General features: G+C 72.3%; 19 protein-coding genes. 5 read left to right on the top strand and 14 right to left on the bottom strand.

Annotated elements, in window-relative coordinates:
* Positions 1-123 precede the first annotated feature (123 nt).
* On the top strand, positions 124-1,419 hold the full coding sequence (locus AW270_RS10715) for an enolase C-terminal domain-like protein (protein ID WP_061293332.1): 1,296 nt from the start codon (positions 124-126) through the stop codon (positions 1,417-1,419).
* Between the two features lie 22 nt (positions 1,420-1,441).
* Positions 1,442-2,164, top strand: a complete 723-nt coding sequence (locus AW270_RS10720) for a FadR/GntR family transcriptional regulator (RefSeq protein ID WP_061293336.1) — start codon at positions 1,442-1,444, stop codon at positions 2,162-2,164.
* A gap of 27 nt (positions 2,165-2,191) precedes the next feature.
* On the opposite strand, the gene AW270_RS10725 is transcribed toward AW270_RS10720, so the two are convergent.
* Genes AW270_RS10725 through AW270_RS10735 form a run of 3 tightly spaced genes read right to left on the bottom strand, consistent with a single transcriptional unit; the run spans position 2,192 to position 5,818 of the window.
* On the bottom strand, positions 2,192-3,226 hold the full coding sequence (locus tag AW270_RS10725; protein WP_061293337.1) for an ABC transporter permease: 1,035 nt from the start codon (positions 3,224-3,226) through the stop codon (positions 2,192-2,194).
* Positions 3,219-4,724, bottom strand: a complete 1,506-nt coding sequence (locus tag AW270_RS10730; RefSeq protein ID WP_245674650.1) for a sugar ABC transporter ATP-binding protein — start codon at positions 4,722-4,724, stop codon at positions 3,219-3,221. The genes AW270_RS10725 and AW270_RS10730 overlap by 8 nt, the downstream gene beginning before the upstream one ends.
* A gap of 23 nt (positions 4,725-4,747) precedes the next feature.
* Entirely contained in the window at positions 4,748-5,818 is a 1,071-nt protein-coding gene (locus AW270_RS10735; RefSeq protein ID WP_061293341.1) for a sugar ABC transporter substrate-binding protein, read from the bottom strand.
* A gap of 189 nt (positions 5,819-6,007) precedes the next feature.
* On the opposite strand from AW270_RS10735, the gene AW270_RS10740 reads away from it, so the two are divergent.
* From AW270_RS10740 to AW270_RS10750, 3 genes are read left to right on the top strand one after another with little or no spacing between them, the layout of a single operon-like run.
* A complete protein-coding gene (locus AW270_RS10740; RefSeq protein ID WP_061293343.1) occupies positions 6,008-6,724 on the top strand; it encodes a FadR/GntR family transcriptional regulator in 717 nt (238 codons plus the stop codon).
* A 22-nt stretch (positions 6,725-6,746) separates the two neighbouring features.
* Positions 6,747-7,319, top strand: coding sequence for a PadR family transcriptional regulator (locus AW270_RS10745; protein ID WP_061293580.1), 573 nt, complete (start codon positions 6,747-6,749; stop codon positions 7,317-7,319).
* Positions 7,316-8,089 (top strand): SGNH/GDSL hydrolase family protein, encoded by a 774-nt coding sequence (locus AW270_RS10750; protein WP_061293345.1) that lies wholly within the window; start codon positions 7,316-7,318, stop codon positions 8,087-8,089. The genes AW270_RS10745 and AW270_RS10750 overlap by 4 nt, the downstream gene beginning before the upstream one ends.
* Here AW270_RS10750 and AW270_RS10755 read toward each other — a convergent pair.
* The 11 genes from AW270_RS10755 to kynU are packed head-to-tail and all read right to left on the bottom strand — an operon-like array spanning position 8,073 to position 18,558.
* Entirely contained in the window at positions 8,073-9,119 is a 1,047-nt protein-coding gene (locus tag AW270_RS10755) for an alpha/beta hydrolase (RefSeq protein WP_061293347.1), read from the bottom strand. The genes AW270_RS10750 and AW270_RS10755 overlap by 17 nt on opposite strands.
* The gene (locus tag AW270_RS10760) at positions 9,116-10,117 is read right to left on the bottom strand and encodes an amidohydrolase family protein (protein ID WP_061293349.1); all 1,002 of its coding nucleotides are present in this window, start codon (positions 10,115-10,117) and stop codon (positions 9,116-9,118) included. Before AW270_RS10760 ends, AW270_RS10755 begins: the two co-directional genes overlap by 4 nt.
* Positions 10,117-10,641, bottom strand: a complete 525-nt coding sequence (locus tag AW270_RS10765; RefSeq protein WP_061293351.1) for a 3-hydroxyanthranilate 3,4-dioxygenase — start codon at positions 10,639-10,641, stop codon at positions 10,117-10,119. Before AW270_RS10765 ends, AW270_RS10760 begins: the two co-directional genes overlap by 1 nt.
* On the bottom strand, positions 10,638-11,063 hold the full coding sequence (locus AW270_RS10770) for a RidA family protein (RefSeq protein WP_061293352.1): 426 nt from the start codon (positions 11,061-11,063) through the stop codon (positions 10,638-10,640). Before AW270_RS10770 ends, AW270_RS10765 begins: the two co-directional genes overlap by 4 nt.
* A 46-nt stretch (positions 11,064-11,109) precedes the next feature.
* Positions 11,110-11,835 carry a 2-keto-4-pentenoate hydratase gene (locus AW270_RS10775; RefSeq protein ID WP_061293354.1) on the bottom strand — a complete coding sequence of 242 codons (726 nt, stop codon included), beginning with the start codon at positions 11,833-11,835 and terminating at the stop codon, positions 11,110-11,112.
* Positions 11,832-12,839: a 4-hydroxy-2-oxovalerate aldolase gene (gene dmpG, locus AW270_RS10780; RefSeq protein ID WP_061293356.1), complete on the bottom strand. Its 1,008-nt coding sequence runs from the start codon at positions 12,837-12,839 to the stop codon at positions 11,832-11,834. Before dmpG ends, AW270_RS10775 begins: the two co-directional genes overlap by 4 nt.
* Positions 12,836-13,741 (bottom strand): acetaldehyde dehydrogenase (acetylating), encoded by a 906-nt coding sequence (locus AW270_RS10785; RefSeq protein ID WP_061293358.1) that lies wholly within the window; start codon positions 13,739-13,741, stop codon positions 12,836-12,838. The genes dmpG and AW270_RS10785 overlap by 4 nt, the downstream gene beginning before the upstream one ends.
* Entirely contained in the window at positions 13,738-14,526 is a 789-nt protein-coding gene (locus AW270_RS10790) for a 2-keto-4-pentenoate hydratase (protein WP_061293359.1), read from the bottom strand. Before AW270_RS10790 ends, AW270_RS10785 begins: the two co-directional genes overlap by 4 nt.
* The gene (locus tag AW270_RS10795) at positions 14,523-16,010 is read right to left on the bottom strand and encodes a 2-hydroxymuconic semialdehyde dehydrogenase (protein ID WP_245674651.1); all 1,488 of its coding nucleotides are present in this window, start codon (positions 16,008-16,010) and stop codon (positions 14,523-14,525) included. The genes AW270_RS10790 and AW270_RS10795 overlap by 4 nt, the downstream gene beginning before the upstream one ends.
* Positions 16,007-17,326 carry an FAD-dependent oxidoreductase gene (locus AW270_RS10800; RefSeq protein WP_061293362.1) on the bottom strand — a complete coding sequence of 440 codons (1,320 nt, stop codon included), beginning with the start codon at positions 17,324-17,326 and terminating at the stop codon, positions 16,007-16,009. The genes AW270_RS10795 and AW270_RS10800 overlap by 4 nt, the downstream gene beginning before the upstream one ends.
* Entirely contained in the window at positions 17,323-18,558 is a 1,236-nt protein-coding gene (kynU, locus tag AW270_RS10805) for a kynureninase (protein WP_061293363.1), read from the bottom strand. Before kynU ends, AW270_RS10800 begins: the two co-directional genes overlap by 4 nt.
* Between the last annotated feature and the right edge of the window lie 10 nt (positions 18,559-18,568).

Consider the following 18,568-nt stretch of genomic DNA (forward strand, 5'->3'; position numbering starts at 1 on the left):
CATCACCGCCGTTCTCGCCAGATTCATCGGGTTAAGCCCATCAAGGACTCGCTGATTTGTTGACGTCGGGCGGGTCTCGTCCTACCGTTCAATCCATATTCATCGGATCAATTGGAGTCTCTTATGTCGACGATCACCTCAGTGGACGTGGTCGACGTCAGGTTCCCCACGTCCGCCACCCTCGACGGCTCCGACGCGATGAACCCGGACGGCGACTACTCGGCCGCCTACGTGGTTCTCGCGACCGATGACGGCGACCTGGCGGGCTACGGCCTGACCTTCACCATCGGACGGGGCAACGACCTCTGCGTGGCCGCCGCCCGCCAGATCGGCGCGAGGCTGGCCGGGCGGGACGTGGACGAGATGGCCGCCGACCTGGGCGGTCTCTACCGGGAGATCATGGCCGACAGCCAGATGCGCTGGCTGGGCCCGGAGAAGGGGGTGGTCCACCTCGCGGCCGCCGCCGTGCTGAACGCCGCCTGGGACCTGGCCGCCCGCCGGGCCGGCAAGCCGCTGTGGCGCCTGGTGGCCGACATGTCGCCGGAGGAGATCGTCGCGGCGTGCGACTTCCGCTACCTGTCCGACGTGCTCACCCCCGCCGAGGCCGTCGAGATGCTCGCGCGGCTGCACCCCACCCGTGAGGAGCGCGTCGCCGTCCTGGAGGCGCACGGCTACCCCGCCTACACCACCTCGCCCGGCTGGCTCGGCTACGACGACGAGAAGCTGCGGCGGCTGATCCGGGAAGGGGTCGCCGAGGGCTGGACGCACGTCAAGCTCAAGGTCGGCGCGAACGTCGACGACGACCTGCGGCGGCTGGCCATCGCCCGGGAGGAGCTCGGCGACCGCAACCTGATGATCGACGCCAACCAGGTGTGGGACGTGCCCGAGGCCATCACCTGGGTGAACCGGCTGGCGGCCTACGAGCCGCTGTGGATCGAGGAGCCGACCAGCCCCGACGACGTCCTGGGCCACGCCGCCATCCGCAAGGCCGTCGCCCCCGTCGGCGTCGCGACCGGCGAACACTGCCACAACCGGGTGATGTTCAAGCAGCTCCTCCAGGCGGAGGCGATCGACTTCTGCCAGATCGACTCCTGCCGCCTGGCCTCGGTCAACGAGATCATCCCCATCCTGCTGATGGCCGCCAAGTTCGGCGTGCCGGTGTGCCCGCACGCCGGGGGCGTCGGCCTGTGCGAGATCGTCCAGCACCTGTCGGTGATCGACTACGTCTGCGTGAGCGGCAGCATGGAGGGACGGGTCCTGGAGTACGTCGACCACCTGCACGAGCACTTCACCGACCCCGTCCGGATCGAGCGGGGACGCTACCGCCTGCCCGGGGCCCCGGGCTACAGCGCCCGCATGCACGCGGGCTCCGTCGACGCCTACCGCTACCCTGATGGCGCGGAGTGGGCCCGCCAGTAGGGACGGCAGTGGGGACGGCGAAGTGGGAGTCATCGAGACCGCGATCGACACGATCAAGCAGATGATCGTCGACGGCGAGCTGCGTCCCGGTCAGAAACTCCCCATCGAGAAGGAACTCGCCGACCAGCTCGGCATCGCCCGCAACACCCTGCGTGAGGCCGTGCGGGCGCTGATCGCCATGAGGGTCCTGCAGACGCGCCAGGGCGACGGCACCTACGTCACCAGCCTCTCCCCGGCGCTGCTGCTCGACGGCATGAGCTTCGTCGCCGACATCCACCAGCACGCCGGAGCCGGGGAGTTCCTGCACGTGCGCCGGATCCTGGAGGCCGAGGCGACGGCCCTGGCGGCCGTCCGCATCCCCGACGAGCACCTCGTCGTCCTGGGCGGCCTGCTGGAGGAGGCCGAGCGGCTCGCCGCCGAGCCCGAGATCGACCACGGCAAGCTCGTCGCCCTCGACCAGGACTTCCACGCGCTGATCACCTCCCACTGCGGCAACGCCGTGCTGGCCGCCGTGATCGCGAACATGTCCGGCCGCACGGTCCGGGCCAGGATCTGGCGGGGCATGACCGACCCGCAGGCCGTGCAGCGCACGCTGGGCGAGCACCGCGCCGTCTATCTCGCGCTGCTCGCCCGCGACCCCGACCGGGCCCGCATCCACGCCGCGATGCACGTGCTGGGCGTCGAGGAGAGCCTCACCCAGGCGTCCGGGCGCCTCGGCACGACGGCGCCCCCGCTGCCGTCGTAGGCGCCCGGACGCGGTCCGGGAGGAGGGTCACTCCTGCGTCTTGCCCCCGGTGAGCCGGGAGAGGGCGAGCGCGGTGAGGATGATCGCTCCGTTGAGCGCTTCGATCCACTGCGCCGGCACGCCGGCCAGGGTGAGGACGTTCTGGATCATGTACAGCAGCAGGATGCCGGTGAACGCGCCGAACACCGTGCCCTTGCCGCCGTTGAGGCTGACCCCGCCGATGACGGCGGCGGCGAACACCGTGAAGATCGCCCCGTCGCCCTGGGCGGCGGCTACGGAGGCCAGCCGCCCGGTCAGCAGCAGGCCGCCGACCGCCGCCAGCACGCTGGCCGCGATCAGGGTGATCCACAGCACCCGGTCGGTGCGGATGCCCGCGGCCTTCGCGGCGTCGACGTTGCCGCCGATCGCGTACAGCGAGCGGCCGAACCCGGTGAAGCCCATGACCAGGACGCCGACCGCGAACAGCAGCAGGCAGATCCAGATCGAGGCGGGCACGCCGAGCCACATCGCCGAACCCAGATAGGTCATCGACTCCGGGAGGTTGAAGAACGTCTGCCCGCCGGAGATGCCGGTGAGCAGACCCCGCAGCACGATCAGCATGCCCAGGGTGACGATGAACCCGTTGAGCCCGAACCGGACGATGAACAGCGCGTTCACCACCCCGACCAGCGCCCCGACCGCCAGGGTGATGGGGATCGCCCAGAAGCCGGACAGCAGCCCGAGCCCCGATCCGGTCCCCACCGCGACCGTCAGCCACGCGGCCACGCCGGGCGCCAGGCCGAAGGTCGACTCCAGCGACAGGTCCATCTTCCCGACGATCAGCACGAGCGTCTGCGCCAGCACCAGCAGCGAGATCTCCGACATGGTCTGCAGGATGTTGATCACGTTGTCGGCCTGCAGGAAGATCGGGTGCACGATCTGCCCGACGATCGCGATCGCGATGATCGCCGGGACGAGCGCCAGGTCCCGCAACCGGGCCAGGCGCAGCCCCGCCGGTGGCCTCCTCGGCCCCTTAGGCGCGGGACTGCCCGTCTCGGCGGGGGCGGCGGTGGTCTCAGGCATCGAGGTCGACTCCTTCCATGGCCGCCACCATGTCGTGGTCGTGCCAGCCGGCGGCCAGTTCGGTGGTGACCCGGCCGTGGAACATCACCAGCACGCGGTCGCACAGGCGCAGGTCGTCCAGTTCGTCGGAGGCGATCACCACGCCGGTGCCCTTCCCGGCGATCTCCTCCACCTTGGCGAGCAGGAACTCCTTCGACCGGACGTCCACACCGGCGGTCGGGGTGATCAGCACGAGCAGGCGGGGGTCGCTCGCCAGCGCGCGGGCCATCACCACCTTCTGCTGGTTGCCGCCGGACAGGCCGTTCACGGGCAGTTCCGGGCCGGGGGTCTTGATGGCCAGGTTCGTGATCATCTCGCGGGCCAGGCCGTCCCGGCGGCGGCCGCTCACCAGGCCCGCGGCGCCGAGCCGTTCGGGCACGGTCATCGTGGCGTTGTCGGCGATCGACATCAGCGGGATCAGGCCCTGGTGGTGGCGGTCCCGGGGGACCAGCCCGACCCCCGCCGCCAGCGAGTCGGGCACGCTGCCCGCGCGCGGCCGGCGTCCGCCGACCTCGACCGTGCCCTCGCGGGGAGCTCGCAGCCCCGCGAGGGTCTCGGCCAGTTCCGTCTTCCCGCTGCCACCGAGGCCCGCCAGCCCGACGATCTCGCCCGCCCGGACGCGCAGGTCGACGCCGGCGTACACCTCGCCGTCGGCCAGGCCGCGGGCGTCCAGGACCACCGGGGCCTGCGCGGAGACCGGCGGACGGGCGTGCCGGTCGCTCAGCCCGGCCGCCTCGCCGGTCATCGCCGCCACCAGGTCGCCCTGGGGCAGCTCGGCGACCGGCGCGGTGAGGATGTGCCGGGCGTCGCGGTAGACCGTGACGGTGTCGCAGATCTCGTAGATCTCCTGCAGGTGGTGGCTGATGAACAGGAAGGTGACCCCCTGTTCGCGCATCGCCCGCATCCGGTCGAACAGGCGGGAGATCGCCGCGCCGTCGAGCTGCGCGGTCGGTTCGTCCAGGATGATGAACCGCGCGCCGAAGGACAGGGCCCTGGCGATCTCCACGAACTGCCGCTGCTCCACGTTGAGCTCTTTGGCCGGCAGCCGGACGTCCACGTCCACCGACCACGCCTCCAGCAGGTCGGCGGCCTTCCGCCACACGCTCTTCCAGCTGACCAGGCGCAGCCCGTTGTGGTCGTGGCGGTTCAGGTACAGGTTCTCCGCCACGGTCAGCTCAGGGATGATCGTGGACTTCTGGTACACGCAGGCGACCCGCTCCCGCCACGCCGACCGGTCGGACAGGCGGGGGGCGGGGCGTCCGGCGAAGCGGACCTCGCCCTCGTCGGGTTCCTGCAGGCCGGTCAGGATGGAGACCAGGGTCGACTTGCCCGCGCCGTTGCGCCCGACGAGGGCATGGGCCTCGCCCGGCGTGATCGTGATGTGGGCGCCGTCCAGCGCCACGGTCTCGCCGTACTTCTTGGTGATGCGCACCGCCTCGGCGACGGCCGAAGGGCTCACGGAAGCGTCCATCGCCGTGCCTCTCAGCTCAGGTTGTTGCCCCAGAGCGACTTGTCGTCGTGCTTCACGCTGGGGATGCCGCCGTAGGTGCCGCCGTCGAGCGTGACGAGCGGAGCGGAGAGCTGGTCCTCCAGCAGACCCGGACGGACCTCGATGATGGTGCTGTCGTGGTCGGTCTTGCCGGGGGCGAAGGTCTTGCCCTCGATCGCCGCCTTGGTGTACTCCAGCGCCCACTTGGCGTAGAGGTCGGCGGGCTGGGACACGGTCGCGTCGATGTTGCCCGCCGCGATGTCCTTGAGCTCCTGCGGGATGCCGTCGTTGGAGACCACGAAGACGTGCTTGGGGTCGGTCGGCGGGACCAGCAGGCCGCGCTGCTTGAGCACCTGGAGGGTGCCGGCCAGGGCGAAGCTCGACTGCATGTAGACGCCCTTGACGTCCGGGTTGGCGGTGAGCACCGTCGACAGCTTCTGCGAGGCGACCGCGCCGTCCCAGTTCGTGGCCTCGCCGAAGACCTTGATGCCGGCGTAGTTCTGCGCCATGCACTCGTTGAAGGCCTCGGTGCGGTCGCGGCCGTTGATGGAGGCCAGGTCGCCCTGGAGCATGACGACCTTGCCGGCGCCCTTCAGCTTCTCGCCGAGGTAGCGGCAGGCCTTCTCGCCGTACGCGCGGTTGTCGGCGCGCACCACCATGAAGGCGTTGCCCTGGTCGGGTCGGGTGTCGACCAGGACGACGGGGATCTTCTTGCCTTCGAGCTGCTGGAGCGTGGGGGCCACCGCCGCGGTGTCCTGCGGCGCCATGACCAGGCCCTTGATGCCCTGGCTCACGAGGCTCTGCACGTTGGCCGTCAGCTTCGCGATGTCGTTCTGGGAGTTGGTGGTCTTCAGGTCGGCGCCGAGCTCGCCGGAGAACTTCGGCACGTAGCTGATGTAGGAGTTCCAGAAGTCGGTGTCGGAACGGGGATAGTCGACCCCGATCACCGGCTTCGCCGGGGCGCCGCCGGTCGTCTCGGCGGGGGTGTCGGTCCCGCCGCACGCCGCCACCAGACAGGCCGTCATCGACAACGCCGCGGCCACGGATAAGCGTCTGCTTCTCATCATCACTCCTTGGGAGCACAGGACATGGGATGTCTTTCTACGGCCGGAACCCCGCCAGTGTCTAGAGGCAGTCAGTATCGACGCTTCGGCCTGCGTATTCGAGGGTCTCGCGGAGCCGCGCGGACGGAGAGACATCACATGTCTATCTCGGATGGCGTCCGGGGCGGAGCGTTGGTGCAGGATGCACCTATGTCTTTGACCGAGCAGGCCATCGTGCGCATCCGGCAGCTCATCAAGGATGGAATGCTCCCTCCGGGAGCGCGGCTGCCTCCCGAGCAGGACCTGGCGACCTCGCTCGGGCTGTCCCGCAACCTCCTGCGCGAGGCCGTCCGCTCCCTCGTGACGACCCGGGTGCTGGAGGTGCGGCGGGGGGACGGCACCTACGTCACCTCGCTGGAGCCCGCGCTGCTGCTGGAGGGGGTCGGCGTCGCGGTCGAGATGATGCAGGGCGACGACCTGCTGGAGATCACCGAGGTGCGGCGGCTGTTCGAGCCGGTGGCCACGGGTCTGGCCGCCAGCCGCATCACGGCGGCCCAGCTGGCCGAGGTCCACCGGCACCTCGACGCCATGATCGGCGCGCAGGACGACATCGAGCTGCTCACCCACCACGACGACGCCTTCCACCGCGCCGTCTTCGAGGCGACCGGCAACCAGTCGCTGTGCGCCCTGCTCGGCGGCATCGCCAGCCGCACGGTCCGCACCCGGGTCTGGCGGGGGCTCCTGGAGGGCAACGTGACCGGCCGCACGGTCGCCGAGCACGTCTCCATCTACCGGGCGCTGGAGGCCGGGGACGTGGTGCTCGCCCAGGCCGCCGCCCTCATGCACGTGAGCACGACCGAGACCTGGCTCCGCGAGAACCTCGTGCGGTCCTCGACCCCGGAGCCCGACGAGCGCATAGTCAACTAATTGATTAGGTATGGTGTTGAGCATGTCTCTGCGCCACGCCGTCATGGCCGCCCTGCTGGAGGGTGAGGCCAGCGGATACGACCTGGCCAAGGGCTTCGACGCCTCGGTCGCCAACTTCTGGATGGCAACGCCCCAGCAGCTCTACCGCGAGCTCGACCGCATGCACGAGGAGGGACTCGTGCACGCCCGGCTCGTCCACCAGGACCGCCGCCCCAGCAAACGCCTGTTCTCCCTCACCGACGAGGGCCGCCGCGACCTGCACGCCTTCACCAGGGAGCCGGTCCGCCCCGGCGCGATCAGGGAGGACCTGTTCGTCCAGGTGCAGGCCGTCGACGCGGGCGACGCCGCCGCCGTGCGCGCGGCGATCGAGGAGCGCCTCGGCTGGGCCGAGGCCAAGATCGCCCGGTACGAACGCCTGCGGACCCGCATCCTCGCGGGCCGCGACGAGGAGGAGTTCCTCGACCACGCCGACCGCATCGGCCCCTACCTCACGGTCACCCGCGGCCTGGCCTTCGAACGCGAGAACCGCCACTGGTGCCGATGGGCCCTGGACGTGCTCGACCGCCGGACGGCCAGATCGGCGGCGGCCGGATGAGCTACCTGCGTTTCGTGGCCGTCGGCGACAGCCAGACCGAGGGCCTGGGCGACGGCGACGAGGTGTCCGGCTACCGGGGCTGGGCCGACCGGCTGGCCGATCACCTCGCCGTGTGCAGTCCGGACGTCCACTACGCCAACCTGGCGGTCCGGGGACGGCTGGCCGCCCAGATCCGGGCCCAGCAGGTGGCTCCGGCCCTGGCGCTCAAGCCCGACCTGGTGTCGGTGATGGCCGGGATGAACGACATGACCCGGCCGGGGGGCGACCCGGCCGTCGTCGCGGGGGAGGTCGAGGAGATGATCCGCGCCTTCACCGGCGTCGGCGCGACCGTGCTGACCTTCACCTTCCCCAACATCGCCGAGATCGCTCCGATGGCCCGCCGCTTCCTGCCCCGGATCCTCGACTTCAACGACCGGCTCCGCCACGCCTCCCGGCGGCACGGCGCGGTCGTGGTGGACACCTTCCCCTACCCCGTCTCCACCGACGCCCGGTTGTGGAGCCGCGACCGCCTCCACGCCGCCCCCTTGGGCCACGAGCGCATCGCCGCCGCGGCGGCCCACGCGCTGGGTCTGCCCGGCAGCGACCTCACCTGGGCCGGTGAACTGCCGCCGCTCCGCCGCCCGAACGCGCTGCTCCGCACCGGGGCCGAGGTGCGCTGGGCCGCCGCCTTCCTCGGCCCGTGGGCGCTGCGCCGGATCCGGGGCCGCTCCACCGGCGACGGCCGGACGGCCAAACGCCCGGCCCTGCTCCCGGTCATCCCGCCCGGGTGAGGCCGATCGCCCGGTCCACCTCGTCCATGGTCGCCGCCCAGATCTCCGACGCCGGGTCGATCACCGCGAAGTGGCCGCCCGGTCGTTCGACGAGGGTGACGTCGTCGCCCGCCGCGTGTGCCTTGGCGGCGTAGCGGCGGCTGAAGTCGAGCAGGTCCAGGTCGTCGTCCGCGCCGACGGCGACGACCTGGCGCACGCCGAGGGGCAGGCGGCTCAGGGGGTCGGCGGCGGCGTACACCCCGGGGATCTCGGCGGAGGGGCCGCCGAGGGCGTGCGCGACCGCGCCGGTCCCGACGCGGCGGCGCTCTCCCTCGGTCAGGTCGAGCACCCCGGCGAGGGAGACGGCCACGGCGACCCGGGCCCGGTCGTCGGCGGCGGCGCGCAGGGCGAGTTGGCCGCCCGCCGAGTGACCGAGGACCACGACGCGGCCCAGGTCCAGGGCGTCGAGGCCGGTCAGGCGGTCGAGACCGGCCTCGACGTCGGCGACGGTGGCCTGCCAGCCGTGCCGGTCGGGGCGGCGGTATTCGAGGTTCCAGGCGGCGTAGCCGCGCCCGGCCAGGTCGACGGCGAGGGCGTCCATCAGGTCGGCGGCCCAGATCGAGCGCCAGTAGCCGCCGTGGATCAGCACCGCGACCGGCGGCGGGCCGCCGTCGTGGCGCGGCGGCAGGCGGAGCTCGCCCCACTGCTCGTCGCCGGGGCCGTAGGCGATGCGCTCGGCGGGGTGCCGCAGGCGGTGGAAGGCGTGCCGGATCGCCCAGGTCAGGCCCCAGAGGCCCCGGCCGTACAGGTGGACGGAGCCGGGGGAGACCTCGACCGGGCCGGTGTCGGCGGGGTCGTACCAGACGACGGGCGCGGGGTGCGGGACCGGTGGGCCCACCGCGACCACGGCGTCGCCTGTCTCTTCCAGTGTCTTGCCGAGGCCGGTGACCACGCGGCCCTCGACCCCCAGGTGCCGGAACTCGGTCTCGGCGATGTGCCGGACCAGGTCGGGGTCGGCCGTCAGGCCGGGGGTGAGCGCCACCAGGATCATGGTGTCCTCCCGAGGAAGCGCAGGGCGTTGCCGGACAGCAGCCTGTCGCGCTGGGCCGCGTCCAGGAACTCCGCGTCGTGCACGACCTTGCCGGCCGGGCGCTCGCCCAGCGGGTAGGGGTAGTCGCTGCCGACCATGACCCGGTCGTCGCCCATCACGTCCACCAGCAGCCGCAGCGCCGCCGGGTCGAACACGACGCTGTCGACGGAGAACCGGCCGACGTAGTGGCTCGGCGGGTGGGCCGACCGGCCGCGCACCACGTCGCCGCGCCGGTGCCAGGCGTTGTCGGCGCGGCCGAGCCAGAACGGGAAGCTGCCGCCGCCGTGGGCGAAGCACAGGCGCAGCGACTCGGGCACCTGGTCGAAGACGCCGCCGAGGACGAGCGCCAGCACCGACAGGTGCGTCTCGGCCGGCATGCCGGTCAGCCAGCGCGCCATCCAGCGGTCGAGCCGGGGGCCGCCGGGCATGTCCCACGGGTGGACGAAGACCGGCGCGCCGACCTCCGCGCAGTGCCGCAGGAACATCACGATGCCCGGGTCGTCGAGGTCGCGGTCGCCGACGTGGTTGCCGATCTCGACGCCCACGTGGCCGTTGGCCAGGCAGCGGTCGAGCTCCTCGCACGCCGCCTCCGGGTCCTGGAGCGGCACCTGGCAGAACGGGACGAACCGGTCGTGCCCGGTCATCTCCAGCGTGAGGTCGTTGAAGATCCGGGCCACCTTGACGGCCTGGCCGGCCGGGCGGTCGTACGAGAAGAAGACCGGCGTGGGCGAGACGACCTGCACGTCGACGCCGTCGGCGTCCATGTCGGCCAGGCGGGTGCCCGGGTCCCAGGCCTCCGCCCCGATCGGGCGGAACTCCGTCTCACCCACCATGATCATGGCGGCGCGCTCGGAGTCGACGCGGAGCCAGGGCCAGCCGGTGCCGCCACAGCGGGCGGCCAGGTCGGGCCACCCCTTCGGCACCAGGTGGGTGTGGACGTCGACGACGGGCCCGGCCATCAGCCCTTGCCCGGGTGGAGCGCGCCGCACCCGGCGCAGGTGCGGGCCGTCTCGTCGGCGTAGAAGGCCTGGAAGACCGGCGGCAGGTCGTGGACGATGTCGCGGACCTGGAGCTCGACCTCGTGCAGCAGGTTGCCGCAGTCGAGGCAGTACCACTGGAACTTCTCCAGCGTGCCCTCCTCGCGCACCCGCTCGACCACCATGCCGATCGACCCCGCCTCCGGCCGCTGCGGCGAGTGGGGGACGTTGCCCGGCAGCATCCACATCTCGCCCTCGCGGACGTGCACGGTGCGCGGCCCTTCGGGCGTCATGAGGTTGACGTGCATGTTGCCCTTGACCTGGTAGAAGAACTCCTCGTAGGGGTCGACGTGGAAGTCGGTGCGCTGGTTGGGGCCGCCCACGACCTGCACGATGAAGTCAGACCCGCCCGGGAACATCTCCTTGTTGCCGACCGGCGGCTTGAGCAGGTGCCTGTTGCCCTCGATCCAGCCGGGGAAGTTCACCGGCTCCGTGATGTCGGTCATTCGTCGACTCCTTCCGGGAGTAGCGCCACGGCCTGTATCTCGATCAGCAGATGGGGGTGCGGGAGCTGGTGCACCGCCACGGTGGTGCGGGCGGGGCCGGTCTCGTCGAAGTACTCGGCGTAGACCTCGTTGTAGCCGCCGAAGTCGTTCATGTTGACCAGGTAGGTCGTCACCTGCACCAGGTCGGACAGGCCCGCCCCGGCGGAGGCGAGGATGTCGCCGATGTTCTCGATCACCGCCCGGGTCTGCGCCCGGATGTCCAGCGCGGTGGTCCCCATCGCGTCGGCGCTCGCCCCCGCGATGGTGTTGTCGGGACGACGGCTGGAGGTCCCCGAGACGAACGCGAACCCTCCGGCGATCTTCAGATGGGGAAAACGGCCCCGGGGAGTGGCCTTCCCAGGAACGATCTTGCCCGCGCTCATGAGGAGACTCCCGCCATGACGGCTTCCGGCGCGATCCGCAGGCCGCTCACGACGCCGCCTTGAACGACGCCGTGCCGAGCTTTTCGACCACCGCGCGGACGTGGTCCCCCGGGTGCAGCGGCACCGCCGCCGTGGCGGCCCCGGCCAGCACGATCCAGCCGTCGCGCAGCTCCACGCCCCGGCCGCCCGCCAGGCGGACCGCCGCATCGAAGGCACGGCGGGCGTCGCCGAGGATGGCGGCCGTCGAGCCGGTCTGGACGACCCGGCCGTTCACCTCCAGCAGCACGCCGAGGTTGTCCAACCCGTCGGGCACCGGCCGCCACGGGCCGACGACGTAACCGGCCGCCGAGGTGTTGTCGGCGATCACGTCGGGCAGCGAGAAGTCGAAGCCCTCGAAGCGCGAGTCGATCACCTCCAGCGCCGGGGCGACGGCCTCGACGCCCGAGCCGGAGAGCAGGAACGCGACCTCCGGCTCGGCCCGCGCGTGGATCAGCCGCGTCAGGTCGAGCCGGCCGCCGTCGCCGATCCGCATGCCGTCGGTGAGGTGGCCCCAGATGACCTCGTCCACGCCGACCTGGGCCATCTTGGCGCGGCTGGTCAGGCCCATCTTCACGCCGGTCAGCCGTTCGCCGCGGGCCAGCCGCCGCTCGACGAGCGCGCGCTGCACGTCGTAGGCCCCGGAAGGGTCGAGACCGGCCGCGGCGGCCAGGCGCGGGATGGCCGTGGCGGTCAGCGCCGCCCGGTCGAGGCGGTCGGCGAGCTCGCCGATCATCGGGTTCCTCCCAGGTCGAGTGCCACATCGACGATCATGTCCTCCTGGCCGCCGACCATGCGGCGGCGGCCCAGTTCGACCAGGATGGCGCGGACGTCCACGCCGTAGCGGTCGGCGGCGCGTTCGGCGTGGCGCAGGAAGCTGGAGTAGACCCCGGCGTAGCCGAGCGAGAGCGTCTCGCGGTCGACCCGCACGGGCCGGTCCTGGAGCGGCCGGACCAGGTCGTCGGCGGCGTCCATCAGCGCGAACACGTCGCAGCCGTGGGGCCAGCCGTGGAGTTCGGCGACGGCGGCGAACACCTCCAGCGGGGCGTTGCCGGCCCCCGCGCCCATGCCCGCGAGCGAGGCGTCGACGCGGGTGGTGCCGTGTTCGACGGCGACGACGCTGTTGGCGACGCCGAGCGAGAGGTTGTGGTGGGCGTGGATGCCGATCTCGGTGCCCTCGTCGAGGACCTGCCGGTAGGCGTCAACCCGTTCGGCGACGTCGCGCATGAGCAGCCGGCCGCCCGAGTCGGTGACGTAGACGCAGTGCGCGCCGTACGACTCCATCAGCTTGGCCTGCCCGGCCAGGGTGGCGGGGTCGGCCATGTGCGACATCATCAGGAATCCGGCCACGTCCATGCCGTTGTCCCTGGCCCAGGCGATGTGCTGGGCGGCGATGTCGGCCTCGGTGCAGTGGGTGGCGATCCGCACGCTGGTGACGCCGAGGTCGCGGGCGGCCTTCAGGTCGGCGATGGTGCCGATGCCGGGCAGCAGCAGGGTGGTGAGCCGGGCCCTGGTCATGACGGAGGCGGCGGCCTCGATCCACTCGGCGTCCGTGGCCGCGCCGTGGCCGTAGTTGACGCTGGAGCCCGCCAGGCCGTCGCCGTGGGCGACTTCGATCGCGTCGACCCCGGCCGCGTCGAGCGCGGCGGCGATCTCGGCGACCTGGGCGGGGGTGTAGCGGTGGGCGATGGCGTGCATGCCGTCGCGGAGGGTGACGTCCTGGACGTAGAGGCGGTTCACCGGGTCACCATCCGTTCGGCCGTGCGCAGCGCCGCCGAGGTCATGATGTCGAGGTTCCCGGCGTATTCGGGCAGGTAGTGGCCCGCGCCGGAGACCTCCAGGAAGACCGACACCTGGAGGCCGGCGAACCTCCGGCCCAGCGCGGGGACGTGGGCGTCCACGGGGTCGAACTGCACCTCCTGCTTGAGGCGGTAGCCGGGCACGTACTCCTGGACCGCGGCCACCATCTCGGCCACCGAGCGGGCGATCGCCTCGCGGTCGGCGTCGGCGCAGAGACAGTAGACCGTGTCGCGCATGAGCAGCGGGGGCTCGGCCGGGTTGAGCACGATGATCGCCTTGCCGCGCTCGGCCCCGCCGACGACCTCGATCGCGCGGGACGTCGTCTCGGTGAACTCGTCGATGTTGGCGCGGGTGCCCGGCCCGGCCGACCGGGAGGAGATGGAGGCGACGATCTCCCCGTACACGACCGGGGTGACCCGGCCGACGGCGGCCACGATCGGCACGGTGGCCTGGCCGCCGCAGGTGACCATGTTGACGTTGCGTTCGCCCACGTGCTCGCCGAGGTTCACCGGCGGCACCACATAGGGGCCGATCGCGGCCGGGGTGAGGTCGACGACGACCTTGCCATGGGAGCGGAGCACCTCGTCGTTGTGCCGGTGGGCCCCGGCCGAGGTGGCGTCGAAGACCACCTCGACGTCGGCGAACTCCGGCATCGCGACCAGGCCCTCGACGCCCTTGTCGGTGGTGGCCACGCCCATCCGGCGGGCCCGTGCGAGGCCGTCGGAGGCGGGGTCGATCCCGGCCATCGCGACCATGCGGAGCGTCTTCGACAGGCGCAGCACCTTGATCATCAGATCGGTGCCGATGTTGCCCGACCCGATCACCGCCACTCCGGTGTTCATGCCACCCCTCCGAAACAGGTCCTGACCGAGCCGAGCCCCGAGATGCGCGCCTCGTAGGCCGCACCCGGCGTCACCGGCACCATCGGGCCGAGCGCGCCGGAGAGCACCACGTCACCGGCGCGCAGCGGACGGCCCGCGCGGGCCAGCGTCCCGGCCAGCCAGGCCACGGCGTGCGCCGGGTTGCCCAGGCAGGCCGCGCCCGCGCCGACCGAGACCGGTTCGCCGTCGTGTTCGAGCACCGCGCCGCACAGCCGCAGGTCCACGTCGGCGACGCGGCGCGGGCTGGCGCCGAGCACGAACAGGCCGCTGGAGGCGTTGTCGGCGACGGTGTCGACGATGGAGATGTCCCAGTTCGCCACCCGCGAGCCGACGATCTCGATGGCCGGCAGCAGGTGGTCGGTCGCGCGGATCACGTCTGCCACCGTCACCTGGTCGTGCGGCAGGTCCGCGCCGAGCACGAAGGCGATCTCCGCCTCCACCCGGGGCTGGAGCACCCGGCCGGGCGCGACCTCCGCGCCGTCGGGCACCGCCATGTCGGCGAACAGCACGCCGAAGTCCGGCTGGTAGACGCCCAGCGCCTTCTGCACGACGGGGTTGGTCAGCCCGATCTTCGCGCCGACCGGCCGCCGCCCCTCGGCGGTCCACTGCTCGACCTGCGTCTGCTGGACGGCGTAGGCGGTGGCCACGTCCCCCTCCGGCAGCAGGTCGCCGCGCAGGGGAGGACAGGGGGTGCCGGTGTCGTAGGCGTCGCGCAGCAGCCGGGCGGCGCGCTGGATGTCGGTCATGAGAGGTCCACGCAGACGTTGGTGAGCTCCGAATAGAAGGCGAGCGAGTGGACGCCGCCCTCGCGGCCGACCCCCGACGCCTTGACCCCGCCGAACGGGGTGCGCAGGTCGCGCAGGAACCAGGTGTTGACCCAGACGATCCCGGCGTCGAGGCGCGCGCCCGCCCGGTGGGCCCGGCCGACGTCGCGGGTCCAGACGGTCGCGGCCAGGCCGTAGACGCTGTCGTTGGCCAGCGCGAACGCCTCCTCCTCGGTGTCGAAGGGCGCGACGTGGCAGACCGGGCCGAAGATCTCCTCCCGGTTGGTCCTGGCGTCCTGCGCCAGGCCGGTGAGCACCGTCGGCCGCACGTACGCGCCGCCGTCCCGGGCGTCGCCGAAGACCGGCACGTCACCCCCGGCGAGCACGGTCGCGCCCTCGGCGCGGGCCAGGTCGTAGTAGCCGAGCACCTTCTCGCGGTGCCCCCGGGAGATCAGCGGCATCGTGCCGGTCGCCGGGTCGGACGGCCAGCCGAACCCCTGCTCGGCCGCCCGCCGGGCCAGCCGCTCGGTGAACTCCTCGAACACCGGCCGCTGCACGTACAGCCGCTCGGTGCACAGGCAGACCTGGCCGCCGTTGGTGAAGCTGGAGCGGACCGAGCCCTCCACTGCGGCGTCGAGGTCGGCGTCGGCGAAGACGAGCCCGGCGTTCTTGCCGCCGAGCTCGAACGAGACCGCCTTCACCCCGTCGGCCGCGGCCCGCATGATCGCGCTGCCGGTCGCCGACTCCCCGGTGAAGGTGATCGCGTCCACCCCCGGATGGGTGGTGAGGAACTCGCCCGCCGAGCCGGGGCCGAAGCCGTGCACCAGGTTGAACACCCCGTCGGGCACGCCGACCGCCGCCATCACCTCGGCCAGCAGCGTGGCCGAGGCGGGCGTCTCCTCCGAGGGCTTGACGACCACCGCGTTCCCGCACGCCAGCGCCGGGGCGACCTTCCAGGTCAGCAACAGCAAGGGCAGGTTCCACGGCACGATGACCGCGACCACGCCGACCGGCTTGCGCACCGCGTAGTTGATCGCCCGGCCGGCGGTGCCGAACGACTCGGTGGGGGCGGTCGCGGCGATCTCGGCGAAGGCCCGGAAGTTGGCCGCGCCGCGCGGGATGTCCAGTGTCCTGGCCTGCGAGACGGGCTTGCCGGTGTCGGCGACCTCGGCGGTGACCAGGTCGTCGAAGCGCCGGTCGAGCTCGTCGGCGACGGCGTTCAGGATCTTCGCGCGTTCCCGCTCGTCCATCCGGCCCCAGGGCCCGCGCATCGCCCGGCGGGCGGCGGCCACCGCCGCGTCGACGGTGCCGGCGTCGGCCTCGGCGACCTCGAAGACCGTCTCGCCGGTGACCGGGCTGATCTTGGCGAACCTCTTCCCCTCCGGCACGAACCGGCCGTCGACGAAGTTGCGCAGCAGGCCCGGCTCACCGCGGCCGGACATCAGGTCAGGCGTCCACACGGTCATGCGCTCCGCCTCCCCGCGAGCAGCGCGCCGACGGCGAGGAGCGCGCCCGCCCCCACGGCCGCGCCGACCATCCGGTGCTGGCGGCGCACCCGCCGCCACACCTGCGCGTAGGGGACGGTCGAGAAGGAGACCAGCTCGTAGCGGGAGACGTAGCGGCCGGGCAGGGCCCGCTCCAGCGCGTGCTCCACCTTCTTCTGGAGCTGGAAGACCGGCGAGGCGACCTTGTCGCGCATCTCGACGAAGTTGGCCAACGCCATCCGGGCGATGGCCTCGGTGTTGTCGCGGCGGCGCTCCTCGTAGAGGGGCAGCGCCCGGGTCCAGTCGCCGCCGGTCTCGTCGAGACAGCGGTCGAGTTCGACGACGTCCTCGAAGGCGCAGTTGGCGCCCTGGCCGTAGAACGGCACGATCGCGTGGGCGGCGTCGCCGACCAGGGCGGCCTTCCCGCCGACGTGCCACGGGGCGCAGCGGACGGTGCCGAGCAGGCCGACGGGGTTGTGCCGGTAGTCCTCGACGAGGGTGGGGGCGAGCTCCATCAGGTCGGGGTAGTGCTCGGCGAAGTGGCGTTCGATCGCCGCCGGGCTGCCGATGGAGGCGAAGCTGCTGGTGCCGCTGTTGGGCCAGAACAGCGTGCAGGTGAACGAGCGGTCGGGGTTGGGCAGCGCGATCATCATGGAGGTGCCGCGCGGCCAGATGTGCAGCGCGCCCGGGGCGAGGGCGAACTCGCCGTCGCGGGGCGGGATGCGCAGTTCCTTGTAGCCGTAGTCGAGGAAGTCGAGGCTCTCGGTCAGCCCGGCGTGCGCGAGCAGCTGGGCCCGCACCGCCGAACCCGCGCCGTCGGCCCCGAGCACCACGGCCGCCCTGGCCTTCGTGGTGCCGTGGGGGGTCTCGTACGTCATCTCGCCCGTTTTGGGGTCGAGGGCGGCCAGCCGGTGGTCGAAGGCGATGCGCACGCCCGGCTGCTGGGCCGCCGCGTCGAGCAGGGCGTTGTTGAGGGCCGAGCGGCTGATCGAGTTGATCGCCCGCCGCCCGTCGTGGCTGTAGGGCTGGAAGTCGAGTTCGCCCTTCACGGGGTGGATGACCCGGCCGCGCATCGGGAGCGCGTCGGCCATGACCTGCTCGTCGAGGCCGATCCGGCGCAGCGCGTCGAGGCCGCGCTCCGACAGGGCGAGGTTGATCGAGCGGCCCCGCTCGACGGCGCCCTCGCGGGGGTCGGGACGGCGTTCGTACAGGGCGACCCGCAGGCCCCGCCGGGCCAGGAAACAGGCGAGCAGGCAACCGGCCAGACCGGCGCCGACCACCGCTATCTCATCGCTCATCGGACCTCCTCGATGACGTGCGCGAGGGCGTCGGCCAGACGCCAGCAGTCGTGGTAGGTGCAGTAGAGGGGCACCGGCGCGGCCCGGACGATGTCGGGCTCCCGGGCGTCGGTGATCACACCGAACTCGAAACGCAGCCGTCTGGCCAGCTCGTGGGCGCTGCCGCCGGTGATCCGCAGGGAGAGCTGGCTGCCCCTCCGGCCGGGATCGCGCGGGGTCACCACGGTGACCGGGAGCTCGTCGAGCAGCGCTTCCAGGTAGCCGGTGAGGCGCAGGCTCCGGGCGCGCAGCTCGGCCATGCCGACCCGGTCGAAGATCTCCAGGGAGGTGCGGACCGGGCCCATGGCGTAGATCGGCGGGTTGGAGACCTGCCACGCGTCGGCCGTCGCCGGGGGACGGGAGACCGGCGCCATCTCGAAACGGGTGGCCGGTTCGGTGCTCCACCACCCCTCGAACCGCTGGACGGCCGGGTCGGCGAGGTGCCGCTCGTGCACGAACACCCCGCCGAGCGCCCCCGGCCCGGCGTTCAGGTACTTGTAGGAGCACCAGGCCGCGAAGTCGGGCCCCCACTCGTGCAGCTCCAGCGGGACGTTCCCGGCGGCGTGCGCCAGGTCCCAGCCGACCAGCGCGCCGGCCTCGTGCCCCGCGCGGGTGATCGCCGGGATGTCCATGAGCTCGCCGGTGAGGTAGTTGACCCCGCCGAGCAGCACCAGCGCGACCTCGTGGCCCTCATGGGCGAGGTAGCTGAGCACGTCGGCGGGGTCCAGCCGGACCACCGTCGCGTCGGGGTCCAGGCCGTGGAAGCGGGCCTGACTGCGGACCGCGTAGCTGTCGGACGGGAAGGCCGTGTCCTCGATGACGATCTTCGTGCGAGTGCCGGCCGGCCGGTAGAAGGACACCATCAGCAGGTGCAGGTTGACCGTCAGCGAGTTCATCACCACGGTCTCCGACGGCAGCGCGCCGACCAGGCGGGCCGCGGTGCCGGTGAGGAACTCGTGGTAGGGCAGCCACGGACGGGCCGCGTCGAGATGGCCCTCGACGCCGAGCCTCGCCCAGGCGTCGAGGTCGCCGAGCAGGTCGCTCCTGGTGGCCCGGGGCTGCAGCCCCAGGGAGTTGCCGGCCAGGTAGGCGGTCTCGGCGTACCGGCCGCCCTCGGCGGGGGGAACGTGGAACAGGTCGCGGTGGCCCGGGTCGGCGGCGTCGCGCCGGAGGGCCTCGGCCTCGGTGAACATCGCCGCCCCC

It is taken from the genome of Herbidospora cretacea (genome assembly GCF_001570605.1).
Classification (GTDB): domain Bacteria; phylum Actinomycetota; class Actinomycetes; order Streptosporangiales; family Streptosporangiaceae; genus Herbidospora; species Herbidospora cretacea.